Here is a 20,823-nt window from a genome sequence, read left to right as displayed (position 1 = left end):
CACCGCGCTACGACCTGGCCGGCACCTTCCGCGGCCTGGCCGTCGTGCAGGGCGACATCACCATGGCCATCGGCCACCGGGAGTCCTGGTTCGCGACTCGTACCCCCTCCGGTCCCGGGACGATCGCCTATCTGCTCCAGGGTGATGATCTTGTTTTCGAGGCGTTCGGCCCCGGCGCTTCCTGGCTGCTGGAGCGCGCGGACGCGATCGCCGGGCTGCGCGACGACGTCACCGGCTTCGCCGAACTGGCCCGCGCCCACCCGCTCGTGCACCGGCTCAGCCGCGAGCACGCCGGGCTGCGCATGGGCGCGACCGGGCGGGTCTTCCACCACCTGCTGCCGGCGATCCTCGGGCAGAAGGTCAGCGGCAAGGAGGCGCACGACGGCTACGTCCGCATCGTGCGCAAGTTCTCCGAGCCCGCGCCCGGCCCGCGCGCCGGGCTCTACCTGCCCCCGGAGCCCGAGATCCTCGCGGCCACACCGTACTGGGCGTACCACCCGCTCGGGGTGGAGCAGAAGCGGGCCGACACGCTGCGCCGGGCCGCGGCCCAGGCGGCCGCGCTGGAGCGCTGCGCGGACGCGGTGAGCTGCACGGCGCGGCTGGTGAGCATCGCCGGGATCGGGCCGTGGACGGCGGCCGAGGTGACCCGGGCCGCGTACGGCGACGCCGACGTCGTGTCGGTCGGCGACTACAACATCAAGAACAGCGTGGCGTTCGCGCTGACCGGGGCCCCACGGGGCACCGACGAGCACATGCTGGAGCTGCTCGCCCCGTTCGCGCCCCACCGCGGCCGGGTGTGCGGCCTCATCGCCCGGGCGGGAATCGGCGCTCCGCGGTTCGGCCATCGGATGCCGATCAGGTCCTTCGCTCGGTTCTGAAACTTGTCGTACCCGTGTGGTTGACTTGGCCTCGTGGAGCTGCCAGTCCTGCCGCCAGTCGAGCCGATGCTCGCCAAGAGCATTCCCAGCCTGCCCAGCGCGCCCGGCATGAGCTATGAGCCGAAGTGGGACGGGTTCCGTTGCATCGTGTTCCGCGACGGCGACGAGGTCGAGCTGGCCAGCCGTGGGGGCAAGACCCTGACTCGGTACTTCCCCGAGGTGGTCGAGCAGGTCCGCGCCCAGCTGCCGCCCCGCTGCGTGGTCGACGGCGAGATCATCGTCATCCGCCGCGGCTCGGGCGAGCCGAAGCTCGACTTCGAGCTGCTGGGCCAGCGCATCCACCCCGCCGCCTCCCGGGTGAAGCTGCTCGCCGAGCAGACGCCGGCCTCGTTCGTCGCCTTCGACCTGCTCGCGCTGGGTGACGAGGCGCTGGTCGAGCAGGGGTATTCCGTGCGCCGCGCCCGCCTCGCCGAGGCCCTTGGCGACGTCAAGCCCCCGATGCACGTCACCCCGGTGACGACCGACATCGCGGTGGCCCAGGACTGGTTCGAGCGCTTCGAGGGCGCCGGCCTCGACGGGGTCGTCGCCAAGCCGGCCGACGGGTTCTACGAGCCGGGCAAGCGCACCATGTTCAAGATCAAACACTCCCGCACGGCGGACGCCGTCGTGGCCGGGTTCCGCTGGCACAAGGACGGGCCGATCGTGGGATCGCTGCTGCTGGGGCTCTACGACGACGACGGGCGCCTGCACCACGTCGGGGTCGCTGCCTCCTTCACCCGCGAACGCCGGGCGGAGCTCGTCGAGGAGCTCGCGCAATACCGCGAGAACGTCGTCGACCACCCGTGGAACTGGGCCGGCCAGATCCCGGGCAGCGCCGCGCAGAGCCTCGAGTCGGTCCCGGCCGGCGACGCCGCGACGCGCCTCCCGGGCGGGGTGAGCCGCTGGACGGGCAAGAAGGACCTGTCGTTCGTGCCGCTCCGGCCTGAGCTCGTGGTCGAGGTCGGCTACGACGCCATGGAGGGCGACCGCTTCCGCCACACCGCCCAGTTCAAGCGCTGGCGGCCCGACCGCGACCCCGGCTCCTGCACCTACGAGCAGCTGGAGCGCCCCATCCGCTTCGACGTCGAGTCCGTCCTGGCGGGCCGTCCGTGACGCGTCTTCGCCGGTTCCTGCCGTTCCTGCTGGTGGCCGCGCTCGCCGCGGGGTGCACGTCGGGCACGCAGTTCACCACCCCGACCTCGGGCCGCCCGCTCGCCAAGCCGTCGACCGGCGCGTCGGGCGGCGGCGCCGCGAACAAGTCCGGCGGCCTCGACATCCCGGCCGCGGACTGGAAGGCGTGCCCGGACGCCTACAAGGGGGTGTTCCCGACCCCGCCGCAGAACGTGGAGTTCACCTGCGCGACCGTGAAGGTGCCGCGGGACTGGAACAACCCGAAGGACTCGGGGACGTACGACATCGCCATGGTCCGCGGCCGCTCCACCTCCCAGCGCGACCGGGTCGGCTCGCTGTTCATCAACCCGGGCGGCCCGGGCGGGTCCGGTTTCGACTACGGGGTCTACCGCTCGGTCTACCTGCCGGCCGAGATCGTGCGCCGCTTCGACATCATCGGCTTCGACCCGCGCGGCGTCGGACGCTCCTCGCCGGTCAAGTGCTTCTCCGACGCCGACCTCGACCAGAACTTCGGCATCGACCCCGACCCGGTCAGCGACCAGGGCTACCAGACCACGGTCAGCCTGACCCGCAAGCTGGCGCAGAGCTGCGGCGACAAGCTCGGCGACCAGCTGCCGCTGTTCTCCACCGAGCAGACCGCCCGCGACCTCGACGCGCTGCGGGCCTCCGTCGGCGAGGCGCAGCTGACCTACCTCGGGTACAGCTACGGGACGCTGCTCGGCGCGGTGTACGCCCAGCTGTTCCCGAAGAACGTCCGCGCCTTCGTCCTCGACGGCGCCGTCGACCCGACCCTGTCGATGCAGCAGGCCGCGGAGAAGCAGGCGGCCGGCTTCGAGCTGGCCTTCACGAACTTCAGCAAGTGGTGCGCGAGCAACGCGTCGTCGTGCCCGATCGGCCCCGACGCGCGCGGCGTGGTCATGAAGGCCATCGCCGACGCGCGCGCCAACCCCGCCCAGGGCGCCGGCGGCCGCAAGGCGACGTCGGGCTGGGTCTTCACCGCCGTCGTGTCCTCGCTGTACAGCGAGTCGTCCTGGCGCCTGCTCGCCCAGGCCATGGACGACCTGCGCAACGGCAAGCCGGCCAAGATGTTCCAGCTCGCCGACGCCTACGCCGAGCGCGGCCCGGACGGCCACTACTCGAACATGTTCGACGCCAACTCCGCGATCAACTGCGCCGACTCCGACAACACCCCGACGGTCGAGCAGGACCGAACCCTGCAGGGCCAGTGGCGCCAGAAGTACCCGCTGTTCGGCGGCCCCCTGGCCCTGAACCTGATCTGCGCCCAGTGGCCGGGCAAGCGCGACCCCTACCCAACGGGCGCAGCAACGGGCTCAGCTCCCATCGTGGTAATCGGCACCCTGGGCGACCCCGCCACCCCGTACGAGCAGGCCCCAGCCTTGGCCAAAATGCTGGGCGTGGGCACCTTGGTAACTTGGAAGGGCGAGGGCCACACCGCCTACCCCCAGACGGGCTGCATAATCGACGCCGTAAACCGCTACCTGATCGACCTAAAGGTCCCCCCAACAGGCACAACCTGCGAAAAGTAGCGCCAGCGCCAACCCAGGAACCCACCCACCGCCCGGCCGCCACCGCCCGGCCGCCCGCCGCTCGGCTGCCCCACCGCGCGGCCACACGGTGCCCGACCCACCGCGCGGGCTGCCCCACCGCTCGCCCGCCCCACCCACCGCTCGCTGCCCACCGCGCGGCCACACGGTGCCCGACCCACCACGCGGCCGTACGGTGCCGACCCGCCACTCGCCCGCACGGTGCCCGACCCGCCACGCGCCCGCCCCACCCACCGCGCCGCTCGCTGCCCACCGCGGCCACGGTGCCCGACCCACCGCGCGGCTGCCCCACCGCTCGCTGCCCACCGCGCGGCCACACGGTGCCCGACCCACCACTCGCCTGCCCCACCCACCGCACGGCTACCCCACCGCTCGGCTTCTGGCCGCCGAGCGACCCGACCTCTGACCTCCACCGCCAGGGCCGAACAAAAGCACTCCGCAGCGCACCGGTCTCGGCGCCGACGCACCGCCCAACCGACGCGACCAGCACCCTGCGACAGAACCACATTGCGCCGAGCGTGCAGTGTCGCTCCGCGCAAGACGTAGCCAGAACGCGCGTCACCGGGGCGCGAACCGAGGCGTAGGCGCTTTCAGTAGAACACCTTCTTAATCAGCAACCGACGATTTGGGACTGGCGGCCCGTTGGAATAGTGGTCGACTGACGCCGATTTTCGTGGGCCTCGACGGATCCGCCGGCGCGGGCCCTGATCGTAAATTCCGCATCTTGGCGAACCGTCATGCCGACACGATCGTGATGGCAGTGCAGCGCGGGGTGAATGCGCATCGCCGGGCCGTTCGTCGCTGTCCATACTTTGCTGTGGCGCGGGATCGCCGTCATTGTCGATGATGCCGAGTTCAATGGGGTGTCGATCCGCCGGAACAGGAAGTCCGACCTGCTCAACCGGCGGGACCGGACACCCTTCCAACCCAGCCGACGGAACCGGCAGGACTGGGCATCCGGGCTGCTCAACTGGCGGGACCGGCGGGACCGGCGGAACGGGCGGAACGGGCGGAACGGGCGGAACGGGCGGGACCGACGGGACCGACGGGACCGCACACGCGGCCCTTACGACCGGCGCAACCCGCGAGACCGCACACGCAGCCTGGGCAACGGGCGGAACCGCACATGCGGCCCGAGCAGCCGACGGAACCGGCGGGACGGGACATTCGGGCTGCTCAACCAGCGCAGCCGGCGAGACCGACCGCTCGACCTGCTCAACCGACGAAACCGACCCGCCTGACGCAACAGCAACAGCAGCCGCAGCCGCAGCCGCAGCCGCAGCCGCAGCCCGCTGCTCGTAGCCTGCCTTCGCCTCCGCCGCCCGCCGCGCAAAGCTCGCATACCCAGCCGCCTCACTGCCATACTCCCGCCGAAGCTTCTCCGCATACCGCCGCCGCAGCCCCCAGTAACGACGCTCCGCATGCTCCCGCCGAAACGCATCCCGAGAAGGCGACCAATTCCGCGCCCGAGTCCGATCCCGCATAGAAGCCACTTGCGCCCGACTGAACAACGATATCTGCCCCACCACCCATCAATTATCCCAACCGACTCCCGAAACCCGCCGCCCCACTTCATATAGCGCACAAATCCGGGACCACCGAATGACGACCCGCACGAACCCGCCGGTGAAACGCGGCCTAGAGGAATAACCGTGCGCAACAACGAACCGGGACCACGCTTACACGTTGCGGGAGCGCAAGCTCCCGCCACCATCGGCCGAGCGTCGTTGGACAGCCCCAAAGTCCAAGTAAGCCGGCACTCGTGCCACGGCGGACCAGCACGCCACCACCGCACCCGAGCCGATCGACGCCCCAGCACGAGGCGGCTCATGCTCCCGGTCGCACCTCCGGCCCCGCGCGGCGAGGTCGAAACCCGGCCCGAGGCCGCCCTGGTCGAAGCCGGATGCGAAGCCTCGTAGCTCCCGATCAAGCCCGACCCGCGGCCACAGAAGCGCCAACGGCGACCGGTCAAGACTCCTGTTTGCGCGCCCGGCTGGGCTGGACCCGCATGGGCTCGCCGTCCATTTTCGGGTACTCGGGCGGGTACGGCATGTCGCCCTCGCCGTTCGTCGCGTCTCGCGCGGACCAGTCGAGCAGCTCGGAAATGTCGTGGGCCACGTCGTCGATGCCGGCGTGCGGGTCGCCGATCTCGGCGATGCGGGCCGGTACCGTGCGCAGGTCGAAGTCGTCCGGCTCGACCGAACCGAGCTCGTCCCAGCGCAGCGGTGTGGAGGCGGTCGCGCGGGGGTTGGCGCGCAGGGAGTACGCGCAGGCGATCGTGCGGTCGCGGGCCATCTGGTTGAAGTCGATGAACACGCGCTCGCCGCGTTCCTCCTTCCACCACCTGGTGGTCGCCCGGTCGGGTGCGCGGCGTTCGACCTCGCGGGCCAGGGCGATCACCGCGCGGCGGGCCTCGACGAAGGTCCATTGGGGCTTGATCCGGACGTACACGTGCAGGCCGCGGCCGCCGGAGGTCTTCGGCCAGCCCGTGAGACCGAGCTCGTCGAGCACGGTCTTGAGCACGCCCGCGGCCTCGGCCGCGTTGCGGAAGTCGGTGCCGGGCTGGGGGTCGAGGTCGATGCGCAGCTCGTCGGGGTGGTCCACGTGCGCCTTCCGCACCGGCCAGGGGTGGAACACGATGGTGCCCATCTGGGCCGCCCACGCGACGTGCGCGAGGTCGGCCGGGCAGAGCTCGTCGGCCTTGCGCCCGCTGGGGAAAGCGATCTGCGCTGTTTCAATCCACGGTGGTACCCCACGAGCCGGCACCCGCTTCTGGAAGAACGCCTCGCCGTCGATCCCCTCGGGGAAGCGCTGCAGCGTGGTGGGCCTCTCCCCCAGGGCGCGCATGATCCCGTCACCGACGGCAAGGTAGTACTCGAACACGTCCCGCTTGGTGAACCCCCGCTCGGGAAACACCACCCGATCCGGACTCGTGAGCCGCACAGGCCGCCCCGCGACCTCGACCTCCAGCGCATCGGCCATGCCAAGGACCTTACGCCGCACCCGCCCCGCGCGCGGCCACCAAGCCGCGCCCACCCCACCCGCGCCGCGGCAACCCGGCCACGCGGCCGAGCCCAACCCGAGCGCACCGCCGAGGCCGGCTCGACCCGAACGATGCCGGCCCCGACAAAGAACCCGACGCCCGTCTCCCGCCGCGCGCCCGGGCCGCAGATCAGCGCATGCGGCGGGACGGCTGCGGCCGCGGCCGGCGTCCCGAAACGCCCTGCACTTCCTCGTCGTCGGCGGCGCGCCGGCGGTTACGCGGTCCAGGCACCCGATCGCCGGTTACGCCACAAAAGTCCGAATCGTGGGCTTTCGTGGGGCCAACGAGCCAGGTCCGGGGATGATTCGGCGTACCGGCATGAAGTTCGCAGCCCGTAATGGTCGGTGCGGGAGGTGCGGCCTACCTTTGAGGCATGACTGAGCCACTCGTCACCCTGCCCACGAGCGACACCGAATGGCGCGCGCGGCTCACCCCGGACGAGTTCCGCGTGCTGCGGCTCGCCGGCACCGAGGCGCCGTTCAGCGGGGAATATGTGAACACGAAGACCGAGGGCACGTACCACTGCCGGGCCTGCGGCGCGCAACTGTTCGACAGCGACACCAAGTTCGACTCGCACTGCGGCTGGCCGAGCTTTGACGACGCCATCCCCGGCACCGTCAAGGAGATCGAGGACAGCAGCCACGGCATGGTGCGCACCGAGATCCGGTGCGCCCGGTGCGACTCCCACCTCGGGCACGTGTTCCGAGGCGAGCGCATGACGGAGAAGAACACGCGGCACTGCGTGAACTCCCTGTCGATCAAGCTGCAGCCGAAGGCCTGAGCATCGGCACGTGCTCGATGCCGTCGTCGTCGTAAGCCGGCCCGGTCACCGTGAAGCCGAAGCGCGAATAGAGCCCGGTCGCGACGGTCTGGGCGTCGAGCACCGCCGCGCGGCCCGGGCCGATCTGGTCCAGGGCCGCCGCGAGCAGCTTGCCGGCCAGGCCCTGACCCCGCGCGGCGGGCGCGGTGACCACCCGGCCGATGCGGGCCGAGCCGTCCGGCTCCGCGAGCACCCGCAGATACGCCGCGATCGAGCCGTCCGGGGCCTCCAGCCACAGGTGCAGCGTCTCCGGCTCCGTGTCCCGCCCGTCCAGCTCCGGATACGGGCAGTGCTGCTCCACCACGAAGACGTCGCAGCGCAGCTTGAGGATCCGGTACAGGTCGATTGTCGACAGGTCGGCGAACGAAGAGATCACGAGAAGGAACCTAGCGCCTCCGCCGCCTTCCGCGCGGCGATCAGCACCGGGTCCCACACCGGCGCGAACGGCGGCGCGTAGGAAAGGTCCAGCGAGGTCATCTCCTCGACGGTCATCCCGTTCCAGAGGGCCACCGCAAGCGCGTCGATCCGCTTGGCCGCGCCCTCCTCGCCGACGATCTGGGCGCCGAGCAGCCGGCCCGACGTACGTTCGGCGATGATCTTGGTTTTGATCTGGCGTGCGCCCGGGAAGTAGCCCGCGCGGGTCGTCGACTCGGTGACCACGCTGAACGCGGCGAAGCCGGCGCCCGCGGCCTCGGCGGTGGACAGCCCGGTGCGGGCCACCTCCGTGTTGCAGAGCTTCGATACGGCGGTACCGACGACGCCCGGGAACGTCGCGTAACCGCCCCCGATGTTGATCCCCACGGCCCGGCCCTGCTTGTTGGCGTGCGTGCCGAGCGCGATCGCCACCGGCCGCTGCGAGACCCGGTGGAACGTCTCGACGCAGTCCCCGGCCGCCCAGACCCCGTCCGCCGAGGTCCGCATCCGCCGGTCGGTGCGGATGCCCCCGGTCGCGCCGATCTCGATGCCCGCGGACCGGGCGAGGTCGCTGTTCGGGCGGGTACCGAGGCCGAGGATCACCAGATCGGCCGGGATCTCGCCGGCGTCGGTGTGCACCGAGATGACCCGGCCCGCCCGGCTCGCGAAGCCCTCGAGCCGCTCGCCGAGGCGCAGGGTCACGCCCTCGGCCCGCAGCGCGTCGGCGACGAGCCCGCCCATGTCGGGGTCGAGGGTGCGCATCGGCTGGTCGGCCGCGTCGACCAGCACGACCTCGAGCCCGTGCCGGAGCATCGCCTCGGCCATCTCCAGGCCGATGTACCCGCCGCCGACCACCACCGCGCGGCGCGGCGAGTGGCGGTCGAGGTACCCGAGCAGCCGAATCCCGTCCTCGAGCGTCTGCACCCCGTGGATGCCGGCGGAGTCCGCGCCGGGCACGTCGGGCCGCGCGGGCACGCCCCCGGTGGCGATCACGAGCTGGTCGAAGGGCTCGCGATATTCGGACGAATCCGACCTGACACTAATAAATCGCTGGTCAACATCGATCGAAGTGACGAACGACGACAAGCGCACATCGATCTCCATCCGAGCGAACTCCGCCGGATGCCGCGCCACCAGAGCGTCCGGGGCAGCGACGTCCCCGGCCACGAGGTAGGGGATGCCACAGGCCGAGTACGACACGTGCTGCCCGCGCTCGAAGGCCACGATCTGCAGGTCCGAGGCCGGCCGCCGCCGCCGCGCCTGCGACGCCGCGCTCATCCCGCCCGCGTCCCCGCCGATGACGACCAGCCGCGTCGTCACGCCAGGTCCTTCGCCATCGAGAGCGACTTGATCTCGTACCCGAGCGACTCGTACAGCTGCCGCGCCCCCGGGTTGTGCCCGAACACGTTGAGCCCGAGCGCCCCGATCCCGCGCGAGCGCAGCACGTCCTCGGCGGCGAGCATGAGCGCCCGCCCGTGGCCGCGGCGGCGGAAGGGCTCGTCGACCTGCACGTCGTACACCCACGCCTGTGCGCGCTCGTCCGTCGGCAGGCCGAGCCAGATGTACCCCACCACCACCCCGGCCTCGTCGACCCCGCTGAACAGCAGCTGCCCGGGGCTGGAGGCGCCTTCGGGCAGGAGCCGCTCCAGCAGCGCCGCGACGTTGGCGTGCACGGTCTCGGGCGTGTCGCGGCCGGAGCGCAGCTCGTCCTCCGCATATTCCCGCTGGAGCACGGGGAGCCGGGCGTCGAGCTCGTCCTGGGTCATCGGTCGCAGTCGAAGCATGAGATTCACAATACGAAGGCGTCCGTCCACAGCTGCCGCGAACGGCCCGACAGCGCCTCCAGCAGCCCCACCGCCTGCCCGTCCGTGAGCGCGGCCACGAAGTCCACGATCGCCCGGCCGCGCGCCATGGCGACCACGTCGAGGCGCTCCAGGCCGTAGTCGGAGGGCGAGAGCCCGGCGGTCTCGGCCTCGGCCAGCTCGACCAGGTCGTGCAGCCGCCGCGGCAGCCGCGCCTCCTCCCCCGGGTCGGTCAGCCACGCGTGCAGCGCCTCCACCAGGCTGGACAGCAGCCGCGCCTGCCCGCGCTGGTGCAGGGCCAGGTCGGGCCGCTCGAGCACGAACCGGTGGTGGATGAACTTGAGCACCTGCACCTCGTGCCACTGCGCGGGCGCGAGCAGGATGTGCCCGGAGCGCACCGGCGGGTCGGGCCGCACGTGGACGGCGTCGATGAGCCGGCGCGTCCAGCGGGCCGAGAACCGGGCCACCGCCTGCTCGGCGTCGATGGAGCCGTCGAAGGGCGCGGCGAGCAGCCCGTCGGCGAGCTCGGTGCGCACGTGGGCGACGGCGGCCGCGAACGCCTCGTCGTCGCAGATCCAGTCGTCCTTCTCCCGCAGCCGGCGGCGCAGCGCCTCGACCGAGCGGCCCGGGCGGCGGCCGGTGGCGCGCAGCTGCACGTCGCCGAGGGCGCGCAGGTCGTCGGCGTCGCGCAGCCAGGCGACGAGCTCGGCCGCGACAGCGCCCTGCTGGAGCACGCCGACGCGGTGGAAGTCCTCGAGGTCGTGGATGGCGTAGGCGATGTCGTCGGCGGTGTCCATGACGGACGCCTCGGCCGTCTGCTGCCAGTCGGCGAGGCGGCCGGCGAACGGGGCGCGGGCCTGGCGGACGTCGGCGAGCTCGGTGACGTACGCGCCGAACTTGCCCGATCCGACCGCGGGGTCGCCGCCGGCGCCGCGCGGCGTCGGGTTCATGTGCATCGGGTGCGGGTCCGGGTACGTGCGCCGGGTCCACGGGTATTTCAGCAGCGCCGCGCGCACCGCCGCGGTGAGGTCCAGCCCGATCGCCGCGCCGCGCACCTGGGTGCTGGTGACGATGCGGTACGACTGGGCGTTGCCCTCGAACCCGTCGGGCAGCCCGAGCCGCTCCCGGGCGAGCCGGTCCAGCACGTGCTCGCCGAGGTGCCCGAACGGCGGGTGGCCGAGGTCGTGGGCGAGCGCGGCCGCCTCGACGACGTCGGGGTCGCAGCCGCCGAGCTTGTCCAGCAGCGCCTGCGCCTCCACCGAGGAGCCGAGCTGCTCGACGATGCCGCGGGCGACGCTTGCCACCTTCAGGCTGTGCGTGAGCCGGTTGTGCACCAGCAGCCCGGAGCCGCCGGGGCTGATGACCTGGGTGACGCCGGCGAGGCGGGCGAAGAACGGCGAGGCGACGATCCGGTCGCGGTCGACCCGGTACGGGCTGGAGGTGAGATCGCCGGGAGCCACCACGGCCCCGCCGAACAGTCGTCGCGAGCGCAGATCTTCCATGCTGCAGTTCTATCAAGCGGCCTTGCGGACCTCGATCACGAACCCGCTCGCCGCCGCAGATGCCATCGGATGGTGTACCTCCGTGTACCGCTGGAAGTCGTACGGCGAGGCGTGGAACGGCTGCATGAACGGCACGAACACGAGCATCCGGCCGCCCGGGCGTAGCACGCGGTGCATCTCGGCGATGTGCACGGCCGGGTCCGGCACGTGCTCGAGCACGGCGATGCTGATCCCGCCGGCCAGGCTGTCGCCGGCCAGCGGCAGGCGGCGCAGGACGGCGATGCTGATCCCGCCGGCCAGGCTGTCGCCGGCCAGCGGCAGGCGGCGCAGGTCGGCGACGATGTCGACATTGCCGTACGAGCCGCCGTCCATGCAGACGACCCGCTCGTCGCGGCGGTGGGTGCCGCAGCCGAAGTCGGCGACGAGCTCCCGGTCGAGGTCGAAGCTGCGCAGGAACGGGTTCAGCGGTATGTGGTGCTTGGCGTCGCCGATGAGCGCGAGGTGGAACGGCGAGTCGGCGTCGGGGCTGAGCATGCCGGGCTCAGGCGAGCACGAGCAGCGCCAGCCCGGCGGCGCGAGCCGGGAGTCGACCGTTGCTGTCACCCGCCACGCTCCGCTCTCCCGAGATGCCTGTCGCAACGTATGCAACGTCCGACGAGCGGGGGAAAACCACCCGAAAGGCTATTTTCGGGTGCTCATCAGCGCCTCGAGGCCGTCCAGGAACCGCTCGACGCCGAACTCGAAGTCGTCGTCGGGCCGGGACTGCGAGGTCTCCAGGATCCGCGACCGCAGCAGCTCGCCGACGGCGGGGAAGCGCACCGGGTCGGCCAGCAGGTGCAGCAGCCGGCCGTACTCGTACATCGCCTGCTCGGTCGTGCCGCCCTGGGACTTGGCCGCCGCGTCGATGTCGGCGGTGGTCAGCGCCCAGTTCCGGGCGATGCCGCTGACCATCATGATCGTGGAGAGCCGCTCGTCGTGGCGCAGGTTCGTGTCCCGCATGACCGCCAGCCCGTGGTTCATCCAGGCGATCTGGTTGGGCGTGATCGGCGGGGTGTTGATCGGCACCCGCAGCACCCACGGCTGGCTGCGCAGCAGGCCGAGGTAGCTGTCGGCGAACCCGCGCAGGCCGGCCCGCCAGCCCAGCCCGGGCTCCGGCTCCGGGGGCAGGCCCATGGCCGCGTCGACCATGAGGTCGAGCAGCTCGTGCTTGGCCGAGACGTACCGGTACAGCGACATCGTCGCGGCACCGAGCTCGCTCGCGACCCGGCTCATCGAGACCGCGCCGAGGCCCTCGGCCGCGGCGATCTTCACCCCCGCGGCGACGATCCGGTCGAGGGTCAGCCCGGGCTTCGGCCCCTTGCCCGGGCGCTCACGCAGACCCCAGGCCAGCGCCAGCGAGTTGGGTATGCCGTTTTCCTGTTCGCTCATTGACTCGACATTCTACTTCTGCGTATAACGTACGCATGGAACGTACGGCATACGCAGAAGAGCGTACCGCATACGCAATCGAGGCGACCGGCCTCACGAAGTCCTACGGCAAGGTCGGCGTGCTCACCGGCGTCGACCTGCGGGTGCCCGCCGGCACGGTGTTCTGCCTGCTCGGGCCGAACGGCGCCGGTAAGACCACCACGGTGCGCATCCTCGCCACGCTGACCCGTCCCGACGGGGGCAGCGCCCGGGTCGCCGGTCACGACGTGGTCCGCGACCGCGCGCGGGTGCGCCGCGCGATAAGCCTCACCGGGCAGTACGCCGCGGTCGACGAGCTGCAGACCGGGGCGGAGAACCTGCGCATGATGGGCCGGCTCTCGGGCCTGTCCCGGCGCGACGCGCGCGTCCGCGCGGACGAGCTGCTCGCGCGCTTCGACCTGACCGCGGCCGCGCACCGGCGGGCCGGGCAGTACTCGGGCGGCATGCGCCGCCGCCTCGACCTCGCCGCCGGCCTGGCCGGCCCGGCCGAGGTCATCTTCCTGGACGAGCCGACCACCGGCCTCGACCTGACCAGCCGCCAGGCCATGTGGGAGGTGGTGGACGGGCTCGTCGATGCGGGCCGCACGGTCTTCCTGACCACGCAGCACCTCGAGGAGGCCGACCGCCTCGCGGCCCGCATCGCCGTCGTCGACCACGGCCGCGTGGTCGCCGACGGCAGCCCGGCCGAGCTCAAGCGCCGCTTCGGCGACCAGCGCCTCGACCTCGACCTGGCCGACCGCGCGCGCTACGACGCGGCCGCGGCCCGGCTCGGCGCCCGCGTCGTCCAGCGCGACGACGCGAGGCTGACCCTCGGCGTCACCACCGACGGCAGCGCCGCGCACGTGCGCTCGGTGCTCGACGAGATCGACCCGGCGGGCTCGGGGGTGCGCCGGTTCTCCCTGCACAGCGCGACGCTCGACGACGTCTTCCTGTCCCTCACGTCCCGCAAGGAGTACGCCGGTGTCTAGTACCGCGATCACGCAGTGGACCGTGCTCGGCGGGCGCTCCCTGCGCCTCGGCCGGCGCAACGTCGAGGCCCTGATCATGTCCATCGCCCTGCCGGTCATGCTCATGGTCGTCTTCGTCTACCTCTTCGGCGGCGCGATCCAGACCGGCACCGAGTACGTCACCTACGTCGTGCCCGGCGTCATGCTGCTGTGCGTGTCGTTCGGCTCGGCGATGACCGCCGTCTCGGTCGCCAACGACCTGCAGGGCGGGATCGTCGACCGGCTGCGCTCGCTCGACGTGGGCGGCGCCGCGGTGCTCTCCGGCCACGTCGTGGCCAGCCTGGCCCGCAACGTCGTGGCCAGCGCACTGGTGCTCGGGGTCGCCTTCGCGCTCGGCTTCCGGCCGCACGCCGACCTCGGGCAGTGGCTGGCCGCGCTGGGCATCCTGCTGCTGACCATCGCCGCGGTCTCGTGGCTGTCGGCCTGCATGGGCCTGCTGGCCGGCTCGCCGGAGAGCGCGAGCGGCTACACGTTTGGCATCACGTTCCTGCCGTACGCCAGCAGCGCCTTCGTCCCGATCGGCACGATGCCGTCGTGGCTGCGCGGCTTCGCGGGCAACCAGCCGGTCACCCCGATCACCGAGAGCCTGCGCGGGCTGCTGCTCGACCAGCCGGTCGGGGACGCGCCGTGGCGCGCGGTGGCCTGGTGCGTGGGCATCATGCTCGTCGCGATGGTCGGTGCGGCCCTGCTGTTCCGCGGTAAAACACGGACATAGCACGACTCGAAGACGCTGGTGCCCTTCGTCGACCTCGAGTGGCCGTACTTCCAGACCGCGATGCGCGCCTGGATCCAGGCGTTCCTTGACCAGGTGCAGGCGCGCATCCGCCGCAAGGCGATGATCTACACCGCGGCGAACTGGTGGAACCAGTGCGTCGGCAGCACCACCCAGTTCGCCTCGTACCCGCTGGACGTCGCCCGAGAACGGCCAGGCCGGCAACTACGACAAGGACGTGTCCGACGGCAACCTCGTCACCCAGCTCTGGCTGCGCGGGCTCGGTGTGGTCGGGCTGGTCGAACATCATGCAATGAGCTGCCACTCGGCGAGCTGGGTCTCGGCGGCGCCGTGGTTGGCCGTGATCTGGAGCCGGTACCGCGAATAGGAGCCGCCGCCGCCGACCACGAACGCCCGCGTCTCGCGGCGGTCGCCGAAGTCCACGTCGCTGCGGGAGTCCACCGTCGTCCAGGTCACCCCGTCGTCGGAGCCCTGCAGCGTCCAGCTCTTCGGGTCCCGGGCCGGGAAGTCGTCCGCGCTCGTCAGCGTGTACTGCCGCACCGCCGCCGCCCCGGCGAGCTGGTCGGTGAGGGTGGCCGTGGCCGCGAACGTGAGCCACTTCGTCAGCGAGGTGTCGTCGGTGAGCTTGTCCCGGGCCTCGCCGGGGCCGTTCTCGCCGCTGACGGTCAGCGTGCCGCCCGTGGCCCGGTCGGTGAGGCGCGCGGGCGCGGCGGCGCCGGAGGTCAGCGACGGCGGGATGTCGGCCGCGCCGGTCCCCCACGACGACGGGCTCGGGCCCATCGTGAACGTCAGGGTGCCGCCGGCCGTCAGGTCCGCGTGGGTGAGGTAGTTGCGGGTGTACGGCACGCCGTTGAGCGTGGCGCTCTGGATGTACCGGTTCGTGTCGCTGACCCCGGGGGCGTTCACCGTCAGGGTCCGGCCGCTCTCCAGCGTGATCGTCGCCTTGGGCAGCAGCGGCGCGCCGATGGTGTAGTCGGTGCTGCCCATCCGGGCCGGGTAGAAGCCGAGCGCGCTGAAGACGTACCACGCCGACATCTCGCCGTTGTCCTCGTCGCCGAGGTAGCCGTTGCCGGTGCCGGCCCCGGAGTCGTAGAGCCGGGTGAGCACGGTGCGCACCTGGTTCTGGGTCTTCGCGGGGGTACCGGCGTAGTTGTACATGTAGAGCATGTGGTGGATGGGCTCGTTGGCGTGCGCGTACTGCCCCATGTCGCCGTCGTAGGCCTCGCGCATCTCGTGGATGACCCCGCCGTAGCAGCCGGTGAGGTAGTCGCGCGGCGCGGCGAGCACCGCGTCGATCTTCGCCGCCAGCTGCGCCCGGCCGCCGTAGAGGTTGGCCAGGCCCTGCGGGTCCTGCGGGGCGCCCATCGCGTAGTGCCAGGGCGCACCCTCGGTGAACTCGCAGCCCCAGAGGTTCGCCCGGAAGTCGGCGTCGCCGGTACGCCAGGCGCCGTTGCTCTGCTTCCCGCGGAACATGCCCACGCCGGGCGAGTACAGGTTCACGTAGTCCAGCGCCCGGTTGCGGAAGTACGCCGCGTCCTCGCCCTTGCCCAGGGCCGTGGCCAGCTGGAAGATGCCGAAGTCGTTGTTGGCGTCCTCGAGCGTCCACGACGCGGACTCGTTGCGCACGTCGGTGGGCACGTAGCCCTTGAACGTGGAGACCTCGATGCCCTGGCGGCCGTTCGGGTCCCAGCTCGAGTAGACCATCGCATTCTTCACCATCGAGGCGTACGCCGCGTTGTAGTCGAAGTTCCGCACGCCCTTGACGTAGGCGTCGGCGAAGGCCAGGTCCTGGTTGGAGCCGACCATCGCCCCGACGTTGCCGGGCCCCGACCAGCGCGGGGTCCAGCCGCTCTCCTTGTAGGCGTTGACGAAGCCGTCGAGCATCTGGCCGGTGCGGGTGGGGGCCAGCAGCGTCATGAGCGGCCACTCGGCCCGCGAGGTGTCCCAGAAGCCGTTGTTGACGTACATCTGCCCGTCGTGGAGCTGGTTGTCGTACGGGCTGAAGTGCCGGCGCACTCCGCCCACCATCTCGGCGCGGTTGTTCGGGTACATGTTCGCCCGGTACAGGTTCGAGTAGAACGTCACCAGCTGCGCGTTCGTCGCGCCCTCGAGCCGCACCCGGCCGAGCACCGCGTCCCACTGCGCCCGCGCCTCGGCCTTCACCGTGTCGAGCGTCTTCGCCCCGACCTCCTGGCCCAGGTTCGCCGCGGCCTGGGCGACGCTGATCCACGAGGTGCCGATGCGCAGGGTCACGGCCTGGTTCGCGGTCGTGGCGAAGCGGACCCAGCCGGTGCCGCCGGTGCCCGACGCGGCGATCGCGGTGTCGACGGTGGCGGAGAAGTAGAGCTTCTGGCCGCGGTGGTCGGCGTACCCGGAGATGGTCCGCGCGGCGGTGTCGACGGCGAACGAGCCGCCGGCGCTGTCGATGACGTCGAACAGGATCGTCGAGTCGGACGCGGCCGGGAAGGTGAAGCGCATGACCCCGGCGTGGTCGGTCGGGGCCATCTCGGCGGTGATGCCGTACGTGTCCAGCCGCGTCGAGTAGTAGTGCGCCCGCGCGATCTCGTTGGCGTGGCTGAAGGTGGACTTGCGCGCGTCCGGGCTCGTCTTGACGCCGCCGGTCATCGGCATCACCTGGAGCTGGCCGTAGTCGCCGATCCACGGGCTGGGCTCGTGGCTGACGGCGAAGCCCTGCACCGTTGCCGCGTTCCACTGGTACAGCCAGTTGTCGCTGTTGCCGTTCGTCACCGGCGTCCAGAAGTTGAACCCGTTGGGCACGGTGGCGCCCGGGAAGGTGTTCCCGTGCGAGTAGCCCGGGTCGGAGTTGGAGCCGCGGCGGGTGTCCACGTAGTCGGCCAGGGTGCCGGCGGTGATGCTCAGGTCGTCGAGGTACCCCCGGAACGTCCCGGTGCCCTCGGGCTTGTCGTAGCCGATGAGGATGCGGTCGATCGTCCGGCCGGCCGCCGCGCCGCCGATGTCCGAGGTCACGAAGTTCCAGGTGTCGAAGGACAGGACCGAGCCGCTGCCCTGGTACTGCGGGTGCAGCCGGACGCCGTGCTGGTCGACGGCCCCGGAGTCGCGCAGGTAGGTGCCGTCGGTGAACGCGAGGTCCACGGCCACGTCGAGGTTGCCGCCGCTCTGCGGGAACACCCAGTACGACAGCGTGGTGCCGGCCCCGACCGCGATGTCCACGTCGAACACGCGGTTGTAGGAGTAGCTCGTCGTCGCGTTGTTGTCGGAGCCGGAGTACATCAGCGCGTTCGCGCCGGTGTGCGCCGTCTCCGTGCGCGTGCCGCTCTCCATCCCCGTCAGGCCGCAGCAGTACCCGCCGACGCCCGAGCTGCGCTCGACGCTGTCCGACCAGGTGGGCTGCGGGTCGCCGGCCTCGAACGAGGTCGAGAAGTCGCCGGGGGCGGCCGCCGCGGGGGTGTTGATCGCTGTCAGCAGGCCCGCGGCGAGCACCGCGACCGCGAACCACCGGAGTCCGGACATGCGCAACCTGCCGTTTCGTCAGCCCTGGGCTTTCACGAACGTCTATGAGCAGGTTCGGACCTTGGAACGGGTTATGTCAATATTTTATGGAAGGTTTGCTACGAGATCCGCGATGTCGCGGCGGCGGCCCGTGTAGAACGGGACCTCCTCGCGCACGTGGCGGCGGGCCCGCGACGCGCGCAGCTCACGCATGAGGTCGACGATCCGGTGCAGCTCGTCGGCCTCGAAGGCGAGCATCCACTCGTAGTCGCCGAGGGCGAAGCTGGCCACGGTGTTGGCCCGCACGTCGGGGTAGCCGCGGGCCTGCTTGCCGTGCTCGGCGAGCATCGCGCGGCGCTCCTCGTCGGGCAGCAGGTACCACTCGTAGGAGCGGACGAAGGGGTACACGCACAGCCACTCGCGGGCGTGCTCGTCGGCGAGGAACGCCGGGATGTGGCTCTTGTTGAACTCGGCCGGGCGGTGCAGGGCCATCTGCGACCACACCGGGGCCAGGCGGCGGCCCAGGTCGGTGCGGCGGAACCCGGAGTACGCCTCCTGGAGGGCCTCGGCGCTGGGCGCGTGCCACCAGATCATCAGGTCGGCGTCGGCGCGCAGGCCGGCCACGTCGTAGGTGCCGCGGACCGTCACGTCCTTGGCCGCGAGGTCCGTGAGGAACGCCGACACCCCGGCGGCGTCGCGGTGCTGGTCGCCGTAGGGCGTGGCCAGCCGGAAGACGGACCACATGGTGTACCGAATGGTGTCGTTGAGCTCCTTGATGCGTGCGGCGTTCGGGTTCGTCATGCCCTCAGTCTCCCAGCTTGGCGAGGACGGACTCCGCGGCGGCCCGTCCGGACGTGATGCACGCCGGGATCCCGACGCCGTCGTAGGCCGCGCCCGCCACCGCGATCGCGGGCTGCCCGTCGAGCCCGGCGCGCAGGGCGGCGACCCGGTCGCGATGGCCCGGCGCGTACTGCGGCAGGGCGCCGCCCCAGCGGTACACCCCCCGGTCCAGCGGCTCGGGCAGCGCGTCGACGCCGATGAGCCGCGCGACCTCGGCCCGCACCACGTCGACCAGCGCGTCGTCGGTGCGCTGCAGCTGCGCCTCGTCGCCGTACCGGCCGACCGACGCGCGCAGCACCGTGAGCCCGGGCCGGCGCAGGTGCGGCCACTTGCGGTCGAAGAACGTGACCGCCTTCACCGCGAGGCCCTCGGTCGCCGGCACCAGGAAGCCCGACAGCTCGGGCAGCTTGGTGGCGGGCAGCGCCAGGGCGACGAGGGCGATCGAGGCGTAGTCGAGCTCGAGCGGGTTGTCCTGGTCGAGCAGGCGCGCCGCCGACGCGGCCGGGACGGCGAGCACCACCGCGTCGGCCGCCTCGACGCGCTTGTCCTTGCCCACGCGGACGTCGAGCTCCCAGCCCGGCCCGCCGCGCCGCATCGACTGGACGGTCGCGTTCGTGCGCACGTCCGGGAGGGTCCGCACGATGGCGTCGACGAACCGGCTCATGCCGCCCTCGATCGCGCCGAACACGGGCGCGCCCGGCTCCCGGCGGCCCGCCCCGGCCGCCTCGGCCAGGGCCCCGGTCAGCGTGGCGTGGTTCTCGGCCGCCGCAGCCAGGGCCGGCAGCGCCATGCGCAGCGAGAGCCGGTCGGCGCGGCCGGCGTACACCCCGCCGAGCAGCGGATCGACGTAGTGGTCGACGACGTCGTCCCCGCGCCGCGGCCGCACGAGCGCGCCGACGGTCACGTCCTCGCCCGGCTGCAGCAGCCGCGGCCCCGGCGGCTCCTCGGGGCCCCGCAGCGGGATGCCCATCAGCGTGCCGGCCGGCAGGTCCTGCAGCACCCCGCCGATCGCGACGGCGGCCTTCGCCCCGCCCGGGTGCACGATCGCGTCGCCGAGCCCGACCTCGCGGGCCAGCTGCACGGCCGCGCTGGGCCCGCCGACCAGGAACGACTCGGCCCCGCGCTCCACCGGGTGCCCGGCGAGGGCGCCGGTCGACAGCTTTCCGCCCGGCCGCTCGCGCTGGTCCAGCAGGACGACGTCCAGGTCCGGCCGCTGGGTGTGCAGCCGGTGCGCCGCGGCGAGCCCGGCGATGCCCCCACCGACGACCACGACGCGCTTTGTCATACCCGGAGTCTATTGTCGCGGCATGGGTGACCAACGGGTGGCAGTGATCACGGGGGCGGCGCAGGGCATCGGCCGCCGGACCGCTGAGGTCCTGGCCGGGGAGGGCTATCTCCTGGCCGTCATCGACCGGCAGCCGGTCGCCGGCTTCGACGTGCTCTCCTTCGTCGGCGACGTCGCCGACGAAGACGACGTGGAGCGGTTCGCGACCGAGGTCGAGGCGCGCTACGGCCGCGCCGACGTGCTGGTCAACAACGCGGGCATCGCGTCGATCGCGCCCGCGGAGGAGACGACGGCGGCCCAGTGGCGCCAGGTCATCGACGTGAACCTGACCGGCCCGTTCCTGCTGTGCCGGGCCTTCGGCCGGCGCATGCTCGTGCGCGGCACCGGCTCCATCGTGAACATCGCCTCGGTGGCCGGCCTCATGGGCGTGGCCGACCGGGTCGCGTACAACGCCAGCAAGCACGGCCTGATCGGGCTGACCAGGACGCTCGCGGTGGAGTGGGGCGGGCGGGGCGTGCGCGTGAACGCCGTCTGCCCGGGCTGGGTCAAGACCGAGATGGACGACGAGTCCCAGGCCACGGGCGCCTACATCGACACCGACATCACCGAGCACGTCCCGATGGCCCGCTTCGCCCAGCCCGACGACATCGCCCGAGCCGTCGCTTTCCTCGCGGATCCGGACAAGAGCGGATTTGTCAACGGGGCCGCCCTGTCGGTGGACGGCGGCTGGGCCGCGGACGGCTCCTGGCCCTCGCTGCGGTTGTCGAGCCGCGGGCGCTGATCGGCTCCCCATCTGCGGCGATATGTCAGCGACTAGGGTGATCGT

Annotated in this window: 17 protein-coding genes and 1 pseudogene; 8 read left to right on the top strand and 10 right to left on the bottom strand. The window is 71.9% G+C overall.

Translation table 11 applies throughout. The features are described 5' to 3' along the window. Positions 1-35 precede the first annotated feature (35 nt). Genes AB0B76_RS44885 through AB0B76_RS44875 form a run of 3 tightly spaced genes read left to right on the top strand, consistent with a single transcriptional unit; the run spans position 36 to position 3,595 of the window. Positions 36-878, top strand: coding sequence for a DNA-3-methyladenine glycosylase 2 family protein (locus tag AB0B76_RS44885; protein ID WP_360387866.1), 843 nt, complete (start codon positions 36-38; stop codon positions 876-878). A gap of 33 nt (positions 879-911) precedes the next feature. Continuing rightward, on the top strand, positions 912-2,030 hold the full coding sequence (locus AB0B76_RS44880; protein ID WP_360387803.1) for an ATP-dependent DNA ligase: 1,119 nt from the start codon (positions 912-914) through the stop codon (positions 2,028-2,030). Next, on the top strand, positions 2,027-3,595 hold the full coding sequence (locus AB0B76_RS44875) for an alpha/beta hydrolase (RefSeq protein ID WP_360387801.1): 1,569 nt from the start codon (positions 2,027-2,029) through the stop codon (positions 3,593-3,595). Before AB0B76_RS44880 ends, AB0B76_RS44875 begins: the two co-directional genes overlap by 4 nt. A 1,986-nt stretch (positions 3,596-5,581) precedes the next feature. Here the strand turns inward: AB0B76_RS44875 and ligD are convergent. Then, the gene (ligD, locus tag AB0B76_RS44870; RefSeq protein ID WP_360387799.1) at positions 5,582-6,595 is read right to left on the bottom strand and encodes a non-homologous end-joining DNA ligase; all 1,014 of its coding nucleotides are present in this window, start codon (positions 6,593-6,595) and stop codon (positions 5,582-5,584) included. Between the two features lie 434 nt (positions 6,596-7,029). Here ligD and msrB point away from each other — a divergent pair, with 434 nt between their 5' ends. Continuing rightward, positions 7,030-7,437: a peptide-methionine (R)-S-oxide reductase MsrB gene (gene msrB, locus AB0B76_RS44865; RefSeq protein WP_360387796.1), complete on the top strand. Its 408-nt coding sequence runs from the start codon at positions 7,030-7,032 to the stop codon at positions 7,435-7,437. Here msrB and AB0B76_RS44860 read toward each other — a convergent pair. The 6 genes from AB0B76_RS44860 to AB0B76_RS44835 all read right to left on the bottom strand — a co-directional run bounded on the left by AB0B76_RS44860 (position 7,415) and on the right by AB0B76_RS44835 (position 12,622). Continuing rightward, positions 7,415-7,852: a GNAT family N-acetyltransferase gene (locus tag AB0B76_RS44860; RefSeq protein ID WP_360387794.1), complete on the bottom strand. Its 438-nt coding sequence runs from the start codon at positions 7,850-7,852 to the stop codon at positions 7,415-7,417. The genes msrB and AB0B76_RS44860 overlap by 23 nt on opposite strands. Then, positions 7,849-9,210 (bottom strand): FAD-dependent oxidoreductase, encoded by a 1,362-nt coding sequence (locus tag AB0B76_RS44855; protein ID WP_360387792.1) that lies wholly within the window; start codon positions 9,208-9,210, stop codon positions 7,849-7,851. Before AB0B76_RS44855 ends, AB0B76_RS44860 begins: the two co-directional genes overlap by 4 nt. After that, positions 9,207-9,674, bottom strand: coding sequence for a GNAT family N-acetyltransferase (locus AB0B76_RS44850; RefSeq protein ID WP_360387790.1), 468 nt, complete (start codon positions 9,672-9,674; stop codon positions 9,207-9,209). Before AB0B76_RS44850 ends, AB0B76_RS44855 begins: the two co-directional genes overlap by 4 nt. A gap of 5 nt (positions 9,675-9,679) precedes the next feature. Beyond that, positions 9,680-11,194 carry a dGTP triphosphohydrolase gene (dgt, locus tag AB0B76_RS44845; RefSeq protein WP_360387787.1) on the bottom strand — a complete coding sequence of 505 codons (1,515 nt, stop codon included), beginning with the start codon at positions 11,192-11,194 and terminating at the stop codon, positions 9,680-9,682. Between the two features lie 12 nt (positions 11,195-11,206). Then, positions 11,207-11,797, bottom strand: a complete 591-nt coding sequence (locus AB0B76_RS44840; protein ID WP_360387785.1) for a methyltransferase domain-containing protein — start codon at positions 11,795-11,797, stop codon at positions 11,207-11,209. A 78-nt stretch (positions 11,798-11,875) separates the two neighbouring features. Further along, entirely contained in the window at positions 11,876-12,622 is a 747-nt protein-coding gene (locus AB0B76_RS44835; RefSeq protein WP_360387782.1) for a TetR/AcrR family transcriptional regulator, read from the bottom strand. A gap of 35 nt (positions 12,623-12,657) precedes the next feature. Here AB0B76_RS44835 and AB0B76_RS44830 point away from each other — a divergent pair, with 35 nt between their 5' ends. From AB0B76_RS44830 to AB0B76_RS44820, 3 genes and pseudogenes are all read left to right on the top strand, one after another. After that, a complete protein-coding gene (locus AB0B76_RS44830) occupies positions 12,658-13,629 on the top strand; it encodes an ATP-binding cassette domain-containing protein (RefSeq protein ID WP_360387779.1) in 972 nt (323 codons plus the stop codon). After that, a complete protein-coding gene (locus AB0B76_RS44825) occupies positions 13,622-14,383 on the top strand; it encodes an ABC transporter permease (RefSeq protein WP_360387777.1) in 762 nt (253 codons plus the stop codon). Before AB0B76_RS44830 ends, AB0B76_RS44825 begins: the two co-directional genes overlap by 8 nt. A 15-nt stretch (positions 14,384-14,398) precedes the next feature. Beyond that, positions 14,399-14,575 (top strand): annotated as a pseudogene (locus AB0B76_RS44820) (GH25 family lysozyme); the annotation flags it as partial. Positions 14,576-14,686: 111 nt separating this feature from the next. Here the strand turns inward: AB0B76_RS44820 and AB0B76_RS44815 are convergent. From AB0B76_RS44815 to hemG, 3 genes are all read right to left on the bottom strand, one after another. Next, on the bottom strand, positions 14,687-17,893 hold the full coding sequence (locus AB0B76_RS44815; RefSeq protein WP_360387774.1) for a GH92 family glycosyl hydrolase: 3,207 nt from the start codon (positions 17,891-17,893) through the stop codon (positions 14,687-14,689). 84 nt (positions 17,894-17,977) lie between these two features. Further along, a complete protein-coding gene (gene hemQ / locus AB0B76_RS44810) occupies positions 17,978-18,673 on the bottom strand; it encodes a hydrogen peroxide-dependent heme synthase (protein WP_360387771.1) in 696 nt (231 codons plus the stop codon). A gap of 4 nt (positions 18,674-18,677) precedes the next feature. Then, a complete protein-coding gene (gene hemG / locus AB0B76_RS44805) occupies positions 18,678-19,997 on the bottom strand; it encodes a protoporphyrinogen oxidase (protein ID WP_360387768.1) in 1,320 nt (439 codons plus the stop codon). A 22-nt stretch (positions 19,998-20,019) separates the two neighbouring features. Here hemG and AB0B76_RS44800 point away from each other — a divergent pair, with 22 nt between their 5' ends. Beyond that, positions 20,020-20,778, top strand: a complete 759-nt coding sequence (locus tag AB0B76_RS44800; protein WP_360387765.1) for an SDR family oxidoreductase — start codon at positions 20,020-20,022, stop codon at positions 20,776-20,778. Positions 20,779-20,823 lie beyond the last annotated feature (45 nt).

The organism is Dactylosporangium sp. NPDC049140, assembly GCF_040648435.1.
Note: the sequence above shows the minus strand (reverse complement) of the source record. Positions and strands in the feature narration are given on the sequence as shown.